At 64.8% G+C, this 11,821-nt stretch carries 13 protein-coding genes; 9 read left to right on the top strand and 4 right to left on the bottom strand.

What is annotated here, in order from left to right; translation table 11 throughout:
* Window positions 1–139: 139 nt before the first annotated feature.
* Window positions 140–1,498 (bottom strand): histidine kinase, encoded by a 1,359-nt coding sequence (locus tag G8O24_RS03710; RefSeq protein WP_188096577.1) that lies wholly within the window; start codon window positions 1,496–1,498, stop codon window positions 140–142.
* Window positions 1,499–1,699: 201 nt separating this feature from the next.
* On the opposite strand from G8O24_RS03710, the gene G8O24_RS03715 reads away from it, so the two are divergent.
* Together G8O24_RS03715 and fghA are read left to right on the top strand one after the other, a co-directional pair.
* Complete coding sequence (locus G8O24_RS03715) at window positions 1,700–2,320, top strand: response regulator (RefSeq protein ID WP_188096579.1); 621 nt, start codon at window positions 1,700–1,702, stop codon at window positions 2,318–2,320.
* Between the two features lie 72 nt (window positions 2,321–2,392).
* The gene (fghA, locus tag G8O24_RS03720; RefSeq protein WP_188096580.1) at window positions 2,393–3,238 is read left to right on the top strand and encodes an S-formylglutathione hydrolase; all 846 of its coding nucleotides are present in this window, start codon (window positions 2,393–2,395) and stop codon (window positions 3,236–3,238) included.
* Window positions 3,239–3,383: 145 nt separating this feature from the next.
* Here fghA and G8O24_RS03725 read toward each other — a convergent pair whose 3' ends face one another.
* Window positions 3,384–3,956 carry a DUF3280 domain-containing protein gene (locus G8O24_RS03725; protein ID WP_188096582.1) on the bottom strand — a complete coding sequence of 191 codons (573 nt, stop codon included), beginning with the start codon at window positions 3,954–3,956 and terminating at the stop codon, window positions 3,384–3,386.
* 60 nt (window positions 3,957–4,016) lie between these two features.
* On the opposite strand from G8O24_RS03725, the gene G8O24_RS03730 reads away from it, so the two are divergent.
* From G8O24_RS03730 to G8O24_RS03755, 6 genes are all read left to right on the top strand, one after another.
* Window positions 4,017–5,198, top strand: coding sequence for an ABC transporter substrate-binding protein (locus G8O24_RS03730; protein WP_188096584.1), 1,182 nt, complete (start codon window positions 4,017–4,019; stop codon window positions 5,196–5,198).
* 197 nt (window positions 5,199–5,395) lie between these two features.
* The gene (locus G8O24_RS03735) at window positions 5,396–6,379 is read left to right on the top strand and encodes a YVTN family beta-propeller repeat protein (RefSeq protein WP_188096586.1); all 984 of its coding nucleotides are present in this window, start codon (window positions 5,396–5,398) and stop codon (window positions 6,377–6,379) included.
* A complete protein-coding gene (locus G8O24_RS03740) occupies window positions 6,376–7,182 on the top strand; it encodes an ABC transporter ATP-binding protein (RefSeq protein ID WP_188096588.1) in 807 nt (268 codons plus the stop codon). Before G8O24_RS03735 ends, G8O24_RS03740 begins: the two co-directional genes overlap by 4 nt.
* Window positions 7,179–8,027: an ABC transporter permease gene (locus G8O24_RS03745; RefSeq protein WP_188096590.1), complete on the top strand. Its 849-nt coding sequence runs from the start codon at window positions 7,179–7,181 to the stop codon at window positions 8,025–8,027. The genes G8O24_RS03740 and G8O24_RS03745 overlap by 4 nt, the downstream gene beginning before the upstream one ends.
* Entirely contained in the window at window positions 8,024–8,638 is a 615-nt protein-coding gene (locus tag G8O24_RS03750; protein WP_188096592.1) for a BAR domain-containing protein, read from the top strand. The genes G8O24_RS03745 and G8O24_RS03750 overlap by 4 nt, the downstream gene beginning before the upstream one ends.
* A gap of 148 nt (window positions 8,639–8,786) precedes the next feature.
* Entirely contained in the window at window positions 8,787–9,086 is a 300-nt protein-coding gene (locus G8O24_RS03755) for a copper-binding protein (RefSeq protein WP_188096594.1), read from the top strand.
* A gap of 104 nt (window positions 9,087–9,190) precedes the next feature.
* Here G8O24_RS03755 and G8O24_RS03760 read toward each other — a convergent pair whose 3' ends face one another.
* Window positions 9,191–9,748, bottom strand: coding sequence for a PQQ-dependent catabolism-associated CXXCW motif protein (locus tag G8O24_RS03760; protein ID WP_188096596.1), 558 nt, complete (start codon window positions 9,746–9,748; stop codon window positions 9,191–9,193).
* A gap of 24 nt (window positions 9,749–9,772) precedes the next feature.
* The gene (locus G8O24_RS03765; RefSeq protein ID WP_188096598.1) at window positions 9,773–10,606 is read right to left on the bottom strand and encodes a substrate-binding domain-containing protein; all 834 of its coding nucleotides are present in this window, start codon (window positions 10,604–10,606) and stop codon (window positions 9,773–9,775) included.
* Window positions 10,607–10,926: 320 nt separating this feature from the next.
* Between G8O24_RS03765 and G8O24_RS03770 the strand changes: the two genes are divergently transcribed.
* On the top strand, window positions 10,927–11,718 hold the full coding sequence (locus tag G8O24_RS03770; RefSeq protein WP_376708119.1) for a quinoprotein relay system zinc metallohydrolase 2: 792 nt from the start codon (window positions 10,927–10,929) through the stop codon (window positions 11,716–11,718).
* Window positions 11,719–11,821: the final 103 nt, after the last annotated feature.

Genomic DNA, 11,821 nt, shown 5'->3' on the forward strand with positions numbered 1-11,821 from the left:
CGCCGATTGCATGGAGAAGTGTAATCGGCCCGCGCGGATCCACTAGCCACAAAAGGTCGGGCAATATCCGCACCCGTTTTCCCGACCAAATCGGGAATTTTTCCCGATCGGGATTTTTCCCTGCGTGAATCGGGCGCGATCAGGCTGCCGCGGTCGGGACCAGCGCCTCGACGGTGACGCCGCCCTCGCTCGAGGCAACGTGGAGCGTGCCGCCGAGCGCCAGGATGCGCTCGCGCATGCCGACCAGCCCGAAGCCGAGCTTCTGGCCCGGCTCCATGCCGCGGCCATTGTCGCTGACCCGCACCCGGGCACAGCGGCGACCATCGCGGCCCGGCTGCTCCGCCGGCTCGATCACCACGGCGATCGCGGTCGCGCCGGCATGGCGGAATGCGTTGGTCAGCGCCTCCTGCACCACGCGGTAGATGGTGAGGTCGGCGGTCTCACCGGTTTCCCCGAGCGCCGGCGAGATCGTGGTTTCGATGGTCACGTCCGGATGCGACTCGCGCCACAGCCGCGACAGCGATTCCAGCGCCTTGCCGAGGCCAAGCTCGGCGAGGCCGACCGGGCGCAGACGCACCAGCACGCGGCGGGTGAACTGTTGCAGCGCGTTGATCTGCTCCAGGAGCGCGCCGCCGTGCTTTCGCACGGCCTCCGCACTCGGGGCCCGTCCGTCGGCGAGCTTCGCCAGCGCGCTGGCATGGGCGCGCAGCGAGAACAGATACGGCCCGAACTCGTCATGCAGCTCCCGCGCGATCTCCTTGCGCTCTGCGTCCTGGAGCGACACCGCGCGCTCGGCGAGGCGGCGTTTGTCCTCGACCGCCTCGCCCAGCGTTGCCGCCAGATGATTGAGCCTGGTGCAGATCGCGGCCAGCTCAGGCGCGCCGCCCGGTGCGACGCGCGCCTCGTAGTGCCCGTCCTCGAGCTCGCCCATGGTCTGCGCCAGCGATTCCAGCGGGGCGAGCGCGCGGCCGACCACCGTCATCATCACCAGGAACAGCACCAGCGCGATGACGGAGCCGACCTCGAGCTGGGTGACGATGGCGTCCCAGATCTCGGCGATCTCGTCGTTCGGATGCGAGGTGATGACGAGCGAGCCGGGCTTGCCATGCACCGTGACAGGCACGCTGACCGCGGTCTGCTCGGGATGAACCAGGCTGACAAACCAGGCCGGCGGCCCCGGCGTGTCGTCATCGGTATCGGGACGCGGCGGCGTCAGCGGGTTCCCGCCAGCGTCGCGAAGCGCAATGCTGACATGGCGGAGGCGATTGAGATCATGCGCGATCTGGTTCAGCCTGGCCTCCGGATCCGGTGCCTCGTTGAGATCGGCAACGATCATCTCGATGAATTCGCGCGCCAGCCGGATCACGCTCTGGTCCTCGGCCTGCACCCGCGGCCCCGCCTCCGCGACCTGGCGGGCGATGTTGACGGCGAGCCCGAGTGCAAGCAGCAGCGCCAGCAGAAGGTTGATGCGCCCGCGCAAGGATAGATTTTGCCACATTGGTACAGCCTACGCCCTCGGCAAGGTTCGCTCGTTTCGGTCCGATGACGTTGACAGAGACGAAGCGCCCGATATCTAATCGGAAGCGTACAGCAATCCCGGCCCGGTTGCATGACCCGACAGGCGTCCTCGTTCGGCATCATGCGGCACGAAAATGCAGGCAAGTGCGAAAACGGGAACGCGCTGTCGCGGGGAACGCCTATGCGCATCTTGATCGTCGACGATCATCCCATTGTCGCCTCCGGCTGCCGCGCCGTGCTGGCCGACGAAGGCGAGATCGAAATCCTGGAGGCCGCCGACGCCGAGGATGGCGAGAGCATCTTCATCGTCGAGCGCCCCGATCTCTGCGTCGTCGACATCAACCTGCCGACCGTCTCCGGCTTCGAGCTCGCGCGCCGCATCCTCGAGCGCGCACCGGAAGCGCGCATCATCATGTTCAGCATGAACGACGATCCCGCCTTCGCCGCCCGCGCGATCGAGTGCGGCGCCAAGGGATACGTCTCCAAGACCGGCGATCCCGACGACCTCGTCGAAGCCATCCGCACCGTCGGAGGCGGCGGCACCTATCTGCCGAGCGCGATCGCCCGCAGCATCGCCTTTGCCGGCCCCGCGCTGGCGCAGAGCCCGTTGTCGAAGCTGAATGCGCGCGAGATGGAGATCTTGCGGCTGCTCAGCGCCGGAAAAAGCCTGTCCGAGATCGCCTGGCTGGTGCAATCGTCCTACAAGACGGTCGCCAACACCTCCTCGATCATGCGCCAGAAGCTCGGCGTCAAGACCTCGGTCGAGCTGGTGCGGCTGGCGATCGACAGCGGCGTGGCCTGAAATCGCGCCACAAATTTCGGTCACACATGCATTGCACAGATGAGGTGGTGAAATGCCACGGAGCTATCAGGCATGACGATCCAGACTGTCTCGACCAATATGTCCTATGGCGGCGTGCAGGGCGTGTACCGCCATGCAAGCACGGCGACCGGAACCGACATGGTGTTCTCGGTCTACGTTCCCCCGCATGCGCAAGGCGCCAAGCTGCCCATGGTCTGGTACCTCTCCGGCCTCACCTGCACCCATGCCAACGTCACCGAGAAGGGCGAATTCCGCCGCGCCTGCGCGGAGCTCGGCCTGATCTTCGTTGCCCCCGACACCTCGCCGCGCGGACCCGACGTGCCTGGTGACGCCAACAATGCCTATGATTTCGGCCTGGGGGCCGGCTTCTATGTCGACGCCACGCAGGAGCCGTTCGCCCGCAACTACCGCATGTGGAGCTATGTCACCGACGAATTGCCCAAACTGGTGTCGGGACATTTTCCCGTCGATGCCAAGCGGCAATCGGTGATGGGCCATTCCATGGGCGGCCACGGCGCGCTGACGGTGGCGCTGCGCAATCCGCACCGCTATCGCGCGGCCAGCGCCTTCGCTCCGATCGTGGCGCCCTCGCAGGTGCCGTGGGGCATCAAGGCCTTGAGCGGTTATCTCGGTCCGAACAAGGAGGCCTGGCGCAACCATGACACGGTGGCCTTGATCGAGGACGGCGCGAAGTATTCCGGCTTTCTGGTCGATGTCGGCGAGGCCGACAATTTCCTGAACGAACAGCTCAAGCCCGAGCTGCTGCAGGCGGCCTGCACCAAGGCCAACATCCCGCTGACGCTGCGGCGCCAGCCGGGCTATGACCACAGCTATTATTTCATCTCGACCTTCATGAGCGATCATCTGCACTGGCATGCGGAGAGATTGAAGGGGTGAAGTTCTTCCGCTTCGCCACCGCATTATCGTAGGGTGGTCAAAGCGAAGCGTGCCCACGGTTTCTCTCGAATCATTAATTGAGCGTGGGCACGGCGCAAGTGCGCCTTTGCCCACCCTACGATTCCCGACGCGCTGAGAGAATTTCCTACTCCGGCTTGCCGTAATTCGGCGCGAGCAGGCGGTTGCGGATCAGGTAGCTCATGGTGCGCGACCAGGATTCATCGGTGTTGCCGCGCATGTCGGCGCTCGCCGCGGTGATCATGTTGCCGGTCTTGACGTCGCGCAGATAGATGTTGAGGTTGATGATCAGGTTCGAGACCTTCTGCACGATTCCGGTGATCTCGACGTCGGCGCCGAGCTGCCCGGCCAGCTTGAGATCGCAGCCGCCGCAGGCTTGCAGATTGCTGTGACGGGCGGCATCCCTGATGGGTGAGATATCAAGCACCTGGAACTTGCCCGAGTTAGCCAGTTCCTTGCGCAGCTGCTCGCCGATGCGATCGAGGCGCGCCTCCTCGGGCTTGGAGCCATAGAACTCGCCCGGCAGGCTGGTGTCGATCAGCTCGAAGTCGAACACCGCAAGTTTCGGCGGATCGGCGAGTGCGGCCGACCCCGTCAGCAGCAATGCGGCGAAACACGAGAGCGCTCGCACGATCGTGAACCCTACGCTTGCGCGCGCGCGGACGAAATGCGGGGTTGCAAGCCTTGCCAAATCGGTCATGCTTCCAGCAGAAACAATTCTCCACCGGCGGTCAAGCCGGGGAGGATGTTTGGAGGAAGCATGATCCGATGGTTGCTCGGCCTGATTGGTCTCGCATTTGCGGCAACGCAGGCGCTGGCGGCCGACCCCGTCGAGATCGGCGTCGGCTATCTCGGTGTCGCCGGCACCAGATCCACGCTGTCGCTGGTCGAGCAGCCGGCCGAGAACGACGGCGTCGCCGGCGCCAGGCTCGCCATCGAGGACAACAACACCACCGGCAAATTCACGGGCCAGCGTTTCACGCTGGAAGAGCGCCGCATCAAGGAGGGCGAGGACCCCGTCCAGGCCGCGACCGCGCTCGCCGCGAAGAACGGCTTCATCATCGCCGACCTGCCCGCGGACGCGCTGCTGAAGGTCGCGGACGCCCTGCGCGATCGCGGCACGCTGCTGTTCAACGCGGGGGCCATCGACGAGCGGCTGCGCGAGGCTGACTGCCGCGCCAATGTCATCCACGCCGCACCGACGCGGTCGATGCTGGCGGATGCGCTCGGCCAATATCTGGTGTGGAAGAAATGGTCGCGCTGGCTGCTGGTGGTCGGCTCGCACGACGAGGACAAGCTCTACGCCGATGCCATCAGGCGCGCCGCGGCGCGGTTCGGCGCCAAGATCGTGCAGGAGCGTACGTTCGAGGATACCGGCGGCGCGCGCCGCACCGACAGCGGCGTGACGCTGATCCAGCGCCAGATGCCGGTGTTCACGCAATCCGCCCCCGCCTACGACGTGTTGGTCGCCGCCGACGAGAGCGAGGTGTTCGCCGCCTATCTGCCCTATCGCAGCTGGGATCCGCGCCCCGTCGCCGGCTCCGCCGGCCTCGTGCCGCGCAGCTGGGACGCCGCGCAGGACCAATGGGGCGCCACGCAGATGCAGAACCGCTTCATGAAGCTGAACGCGCGGCGCATGACCGCGCTCGACATGCAGGCCTGGACCGCGGTGCGGATGATTGGCGAAGCCACCTCGCGCACCAATTCCGGCGACGTCAGGAAGGTCGCGGATTTCATCAAGGGCCCGGATTTCTCGGTTGCCGCCTTCAAAGGCACCCGGCTGACGCTGCGCGACTGGAACCTGCAGCTGCGCCAGCCGATTCTTCTCGTCGACGGCCGCATGGTGGTGTCGGTGTCGCCGCAGGAAGGGTTTCTGCACCAGGTCTCCGAGCTCGACACGCTCGGCTACGATCGCCCGGAGAGCAAATGCAAGCTGAAGTGAACGATGTGATGCGACGGAGCCGCCGCAGCGATGGTGCGCTCCCTCCCCCGCCTGCGGGGGAGGGTTGGGGAGAGGGTGTTTCGACTACGAAGACTCCCCAAGAGGAAAGAACCCTCTCCCGCATCGCATCTATCGATGCGATGCGACCTCCCCCGCAAGCGGGGGAGGTAAGTGCCGCCCGCGGACGGACATCGCGCATGTTTGGAGCAGCATCACTTGTAGCACTCGCCCTCGCCGCAACGCCCGCGCATGCGTTCGTCGCTTATGTCTCGAACGAGAAGAGCAACACGGTCTCCGTGATCGACACCGACAGCTGGACCGTCACAAAAACCATCAAGGTCGGCCAGCGGCCGCGCGGCATCGAGTTCACCCGCGACGGCAAGTTCGTCATGGTCGCGGTCGGCGACGACGACACCATCCAGCTGATCGACGCCAACAAGCAAACCGTGGTGGACACCCTGCCCTCCGGTCCAGACCCCGAATTATTCACCCAGGATGCCGCCGGCAAGACGCTCTATGTCGCCAACGAGAACGACAACACGGTCACCGTGATCGATCTGGAGAAGCGCGCCCGCCTCGGCGACATCCAGGTCGGCGTCGAGCCCGAGGGCATGACCATCAGCCCCGATGGCAAGACGCTGATCAACACGTCGGAAACGACCAACATGGCGCATTTCATCGATACGGCCTCGCGCCAGATCGTCGCCAACGTCCTGGTCGACGCGCGGCCACGCTTTGCGGAGTACAAGCACGATGCCTCCGAGTTGTGGGTGTCGTCCGAGATCGGCGGCAGCGTCTCGATCGTCGATCCTGGAAAGCACGCGGTGATCGGCAAGGTGACGTTCGAGATTCCGGGCCTGCGGAAAGAGGCGATCCAGCCGGTCGGTATCGGCATGACCAAGGATGATAAAACGGCGTTCGTCGCGCTCGGCCCGGCCAACCGCATCGCCGTCGTCGACACTGCTACACGCAAAGTCACAAAATATCTCCTGGTCGGCCAGCGCGTCTGGCACATGGCGTTCACGCCGGATGAAAAATATCTGCTCACCACCAACGGCGTCTCCAACGATGTCTCCGTCATCGACGTCGCCGCGCAGAAGGTGATCAAGTCCATTCAGGTGGGCGAATTGCCCTGGGGCATCACGATCGCGCCAGGGATCGCGCCAGGGATCGCGCGATGACCAGCCCCGCCCCCATGGCCGCGCCACAGCCAACGCCGCAGCCTGATCCGGCCGCGGTGCCGGCGCTGTCGATCGACGGCGTCAGCCATTCCTACGGCCCGCGGCGGGCGCTGATGGATGTGTCCTTCAACGTGCGGCCGGCGAGCTTCACCGCCCTGCTCGGTCTCAACGGCGCCGGCAAGAGCACGCTGTTCTCGCTGATCACGCGGCTGTTCGGGATCCAGACCGGGCGCATCGGTATTTTCGGCCATGACATCAGCCGCTCGCCCGGCGAGGCGTTGCGGCTGCTCGGCGTCGTGTTTCAGCCGCGCACCCTCGATCTCGACCTGTCGCTGACGCAGAACCTGCTCTATCACGCGGCGCTGCACGGCATCATCAGGCGCGAGGCCGCCGCGCGCAGCGCCGAGCTGCTCGCGCGCATCGGTCTTGCCGATCGCGCCGCCAGCAAGGTGCGCGATCTCTCCGGCGGTCAGATGCGGCGGCTGGAGATCGCCCGCGCGCTGCTGCACCGGCCGCGGCTCTTGCTGCTGGACGAGCCGACCGTCGGCTTAGACGTCAAGGCGCGCGCCGACATCATCAGCCATGTACGCCAGCTCGTCACCGAGCAAGGCATCGGCGTACTCTGGGCGACGCATCTGTTCGACGAGATCATGGCAAGCGACGACCTCGTGGTGCTGCACCAGGGCAAGGTGCTGGCGCAGGGTCCGATGAACCGCGTCATCACGGAGGCTGGGGCTCAAGACGTCAACACCGCCTTCATGCGGCTAACAGGTGCGCAAGTGATGCCGGGAGGCGGCGCATGAGCAGCATCACCACGCGCGACGCACCACGGGGCTTCACGGCCAGCGAATACATGACATGCCTGACCGGCATCGTCTGGCGCGAGGGCCTGCGCTTCCTGCATCAGCGCGAGCGCTTCGTCTCGGCGCTGGTGCGGCCGCTGGTGTGGCTGTTCATCTTCGCCGCCGGCTTCCGCCAGGTGCTCGGCATCTCCATCATCCCGCCTTACGAGACGTACATCCTCTACGAGGTATTCATCGCGCCGGGACTGATGGCGATGATTCAGCTCTTCAACGGCATGCAGTCCTCGCTCTCGATGGTCTATGACCGCGAGATGGGCAATATGCGCACGCTGCTGGTGAGCCCGCTGCCGCGCGGCTTCCTGCTGTTCTGCAAGCTGCTGGCGGGCACCGCAGTGTCGTTGCTCCAGGTCTACGCGTTCCTGATCATCGCCTGGTTCTGGGACATCACCCCGCCCTTGATCGGCTACCTCACCGTGCTGCCCGCGCTGATCCTGTCAGGGCTGATGCTGGGCTCGCTCGGCATGCTGATCTCCTCCGGCATCAAGCAGCTGGAGAATTTTGCCGGCGTGATGAACTTCGTCATCTTCCCGATGTTCTTTGCCTCGTCGGCGCTCTACCCGCTCTGGCGCGTGCAGGAGGGCAGCCCCTATCTGTACTATGTCTGCCAGGCCAATCCGTTCACCCATGCGGTCGAGCTGATCCGATTTGCGCTGTATGGACAGATCAACTGGGTCTCGCTGGCCGTGGTCGCCGGGTGCACAATCGTCTTCATGATCGCGGCGATCTATGCCTATGATCCGTCACGCGGGCTGGCCCGGCGCGGGCCCGCGGGAGGCGAAGCATGATGGTTCGGACAGTTGCGCTTGTCGCCCTGGCGTTCGCGGTCTCGGCCACCGCCGCACGCGCCGCCGATTCACGCCATCCGGACTGGCCCTGTGCGCAGGCCAAGGTTCCCGAGATTTCGCTGGCCGCGGTCTGGGCCGGCCCCGAACTCGGCGATGCCGAAAACAAGTGGAAGGACGACGGCAGGATCAGCGCGCTCGTCTCGAAGCTGGCGGCCCGCAAGACGCCGCTGGACGAGGCCGAGAAGGCGGTGAAGGAATTCCTGGCCAGCTCCAGCGCCGACAAGACCGCCAACGCAAAGCTGCTGTTCGCCGGCCTGTTCGACACGCTGAACGCCCAGCGCTCCCAGGTCATGAGCGGGCTCGAGCGCGTCAGCCGCAAGCAGCGCGAGGCCGCCGACAAGATCCGCGAGGAGACGATCCAGCTCCAGGCGCTCCAGGACGCAAAGCCACGCGACGATGCCAAGGTCGACGCCATGAGCAACCAGCTGATCTGGGAGACCCGCATCTTCGAGGATCGCCGCAAGGTGGTGCGCTTCGTCTGCGAAGTTCCGACCACGATCGACCAGCGCCTGTTCGCGCTCGGCCGCGTCATCCAGCAGGAAATGGAATAGCGCGGGACCTATAACGTAAATCTTGCTGACGATTTTCATGAAAGTTCCCGCGATATCAACGCGCTCGTTCATGCTAACCGCGCTATCTGCCGGAACCAAATCGATCTAGGATGGCTTGTCCCGTGAATCCAAACGCCGGGAGGCCGCGATGGGAACAACAAAATTCATCCTCGCAGGCGCTGCAGCCGTCACGATGCTCGCATCCAGCGCCTTTGCCGACGACATGACCGGAATGGTCACCAGCATCAACAGGCTCAACAACACCATCTCGATTCAAGAGGTGCAGAAAGGGACGGTCGGCGGCAGTGCCGGTGGCGCCGGCGCGCTGCAGCAGTACAAGGCCAAGGATCCCGCCATGCTGGACGCCGTCCATGCCGGTGACAGGGTGACTTACTCCGTGACGGACGCGGATGGCGCGAGCACGTTGACGAAGTTGCAGAAGCAGTAGGGCTTCACTTGCGATAGGCGTCATGGCCGGGCTTGTCCCGGCCATTCACGTTTCGCCCCGCAGACCGAAGATGCCCGGGACAAGCCCGGGCATGACGGCTTTCACTATCGCTCAGGCCGCGGCTCCGGCTTCGCATCCTCCGTCGGCAGCTTCGCCCGCTCCCAGCCATCGGTGCCGTCGGGGTACCAAGCGACGTTGGCGTAGCCGTAGGCCAGCGCGCGCTTGGCCGCGTTCCAGGACATCCAGCAATCGGCGAGGCAATAGACGACGAGCAGTGCGGTCTTGTCGCCATGCGAGGCGCGCGCGAGGCCGCGCTGGAGATAATCGTCCATGGCCGGCGGCAACGCACCGTAGCCGGTGTCCGGCAGCCAGATGCTGCCCGGAATGTTTCTCCGCGGCATGTCACGCCACACCGTTCCGGCGGGCAGGTTCTTCGGCCTCGGCGCGCGTGGCAACACATCGATGAAGGCGCCGCTCTTGGCGCGCCAGATCGTCTCGGCGTCCGCAGTCGTGAGAACGCGCGCGCCTTCCAGCGTCGCCGGCACCGGCGCGCGGTAATTGTCGGTGCGATAGCCCTCGGGCTCGAACGGCTCCTGCTGCTGCGCCAGAGCCGGCGCCATCAAGGCGGCGGCGACGAACGCGGCGGCAAGATATCGCCTCATGAATATCGTCTCATGAATATCATCTCATGGCGCCTTCTTGGCGGTCTCCGCGCCGAGCGGCCGGTCGTTCTCGTCTAGCAGCGGCACGCCGAAGTCGAGCAGGATCTTGTTGATCTCGCCCTGGTTCTCCTGAATCAATTTGTTGAGCTGCCGCTTCCAGTTCTGGTCGGCGGCACGGACACCCATGCCGATCCGATAGACCAGCTTGGGTCCGGTCGTTTCCTTCACCAGCGGCGTCACGTGCATCGAGCCGGCTTTCTTGGCGTAGTACCCCGCCATCGGCCCCCACAGCACGCCGGCATCGATCTTGCCCGCGGCGAGATCGTCCATCATGGCCTGCGCGGAATTGTCGTAGCGCGTATCGATCATCAAGGGATAGGGCTTGGCGTCGCTCATCAGCCCGGCAATCGCCATGTTGGTCGCCGGCGGCGTACCGGCGATGATGCCGATATGCTTGCCCTTCAGCCTGGGATCCTCGAGCGTGTCGACCTCTTCGAGCCCGCTGCCTGATTTCGCAACCAGCGCGTAGGTCGTGCGATAATACGGATTGGTGCCCTGCACGAGATCGTCACCTTGCGGGAAGCCCATGATGACGTCGCAGCGATGCGCGCCCAGCGTCATACGCACGAAGCCCGTGGCCTGCGGAAAGAACACGTAGTCGAGCTTCTTGCCGAGCTTGTCCGCGAACAGCTCGGCGAGCTTGTTCTCGATCCCTTCGCCCTTCTCGTTGGAGAACGGCAGATTGCGCGGATCGGCGCAGACGCGCAGCACCTTGGGATCGACCAGCTCGAAGGAGAGATCGCCACCATCCGTCGTCTGCGCGAGAGCGGCATCTCCGACCGCGCAAGACGCTGCCATGACACACAGTGAAAACAACCAGCGACGATGTCGTCCGGCCTCCATCGCGCTTCCTCCTCAATTCGTTCGGATGCTATCCATGCAACGCAGGACGCACCATGTCTTGCCAACCTTGTTCTTGCCAACTTTGTGCTGGCTTATCCTATTGCAGTGCAATGCGGCAGACCCTGAACTGAGGCGGAAAAGTGTCGCATCTCACGTCAAAGATCGCAGCTCTGTTTCTGCTGGGACTCGCGACGCTAGCACGGGCCGGGACGGCCGAATTGCCTGTGAGCGAAGTCGCGACCGGAATCTTCGTGCACTCCGGGACCATCGCCCTCATGACCCGCGAGAACGAGGGCGACATTGCCAATGTCGGTTTCATCGTCGGTGCGGACGCGGTGGCCGTGATCGACACCGGCGGCAGCCTCCGCGAAGGCGAGCGGTTGCTGGCGGCGGTGCGGGCCCACACCACGAAGCCAATCCGCTACGTCATCAACACCCACGGCCATCCCGACCATGTTTTCGGCAATGCAGCCTTTGTCGCCGAGGGAACCAGCTTCGTTGGCCACAGCAGGCTGCCTCAGGCGCTGGCGACGCGGGGACCGTATTACCTCGACAATTTTCGGCGCATCATGGGCGGCGAATTGATCGATCCTGTGAAGATCGTGCCGCCCACGGAGCTGGTGAAGGACACCATGACGCTCGATCTCGGGTCACGCCTGATCACCTTGAGGGCATGGCCGGCCGCCCACAGCGACAATGATTTGACCGTGCTGGACGAGACCACCAAGACGCTGTTCGCGGGCGATCTGGTCTTTCTCCGCCACATCCCGGTGATGGACGGCAGCATTCGCGGCTGGCTCGCCCTGCTGAAAGAGCTGGAGACCGTTCCGGCGGCCCGTGTCGTTCCAGGTCACGGCCCTGTGAGCGCTTGGCCTGCGGCGCTGGCCGACGAGCGACGCTATCTTTCGACATTGCTGTCGGACGTGCGGGCCTCGAACAAGAAGGGCGAACCGATCCGGACCGCGGCCGACGAGGCCGCCGCGACGGAGCGGCCGCAATGGGAACTGTTCGACGACTACAACGCCCGCAACGCAACCGCAGCATTTTCTGAAATTGAATGGGAGTAGCAGGCGCGCTACCCTCGTTTGCCTGACACTGCTTCGACCGCGCGAGACCACGACCATGATGGGATGCACACGCCGCCTGCCCCTGATCGCCGCGCTGCTCGGC

It is taken from the genome of Bradyrhizobium campsiandrae, assembly GCF_014529705.1.
Lineage (GTDB): Bacteria > Pseudomonadota > Alphaproteobacteria > Rhizobiales > Xanthobacteraceae > Bradyrhizobium > Bradyrhizobium campsiandrae.

What these genes read in the sequence shown, in the direction of transcription:
- G8O24_RS03765 (WP_188096598.1), bottom strand. Translation starts at nt 10,606, where the DNA reads ATGGCAGCGTCTTGCGCGGTCGGAGATGCCGCTCTCGCGCAGACGACG.
- G8O24_RS03735 (WP_188096586.1), top strand. Translation starts at nt 5,396, where the DNA reads ATGTTTGGAGCAGCATCACTTGTAGCACTCGCCCTCGCCGCAACGCCC.
- G8O24_RS03740 (WP_188096588.1), top strand. Translation starts at nt 6,376, where the DNA reads ATGACCAGCCCCGCCCCCATGGCCGCGCCACAGCCAACGCCGCAGCCT.
- G8O24_RS03755 (WP_188096594.1), top strand. Translation starts at nt 8,787, where the DNA reads ATGGGAACAACAAAATTCATCCTCGCAGGCGCTGCAGCCGTCACGATG.
- G8O24_RS03770 (WP_376708119.1), top strand. Translation starts at nt 10,927, where the DNA reads ATGACCCGCGAGAACGAGGGCGACATTGCCAATGTCGGTTTCATCGTC.
- G8O24_RS03745 (WP_188096590.1), top strand. Translation starts at nt 7,179, where the DNA reads ATGAGCAGCATCACCACGCGCGACGCACCACGGGGCTTCACGGCCAGC.
- G8O24_RS03715 (WP_188096579.1), top strand. Translation starts at nt 1,700, where the DNA reads ATGCGCATCTTGATCGTCGACGATCATCCCATTGTCGCCTCCGGCTGC.
- G8O24_RS03750 (WP_188096592.1), top strand. Translation starts at nt 8,024, where the DNA reads ATGATGGTTCGGACAGTTGCGCTTGTCGCCCTGGCGTTCGCGGTCTCG.
- G8O24_RS03725 (WP_188096582.1), bottom strand. Translation starts at nt 3,956, where the DNA reads ATGACCGATTTGGCAAGGCTTGCAACCCCGCATTTCGTCCGCGCGCGC.
- G8O24_RS03730 (WP_188096584.1), top strand. Translation starts at nt 4,017, where the DNA reads ATGATCCGATGGTTGCTCGGCCTGATTGGTCTCGCATTTGCGGCAACG.
- fghA (WP_188096580.1), top strand. Translation starts at nt 2,393, where the DNA reads ATGACGATCCAGACTGTCTCGACCAATATGTCCTATGGCGGCGTGCAG.
- G8O24_RS03710 (WP_188096577.1), bottom strand. Translation starts at nt 1,498, where the DNA reads ATGTGGCAAAATCTATCCTTGCGCGGGCGCATCAACCTTCTGCTGGCG.
- G8O24_RS03760 (WP_188096596.1), bottom strand. Translation starts at nt 9,748, where the DNA reads ATGAGGCGATATCTTGCCGCCGCGTTCGTCGCCGCCGCCTTGATGGCG.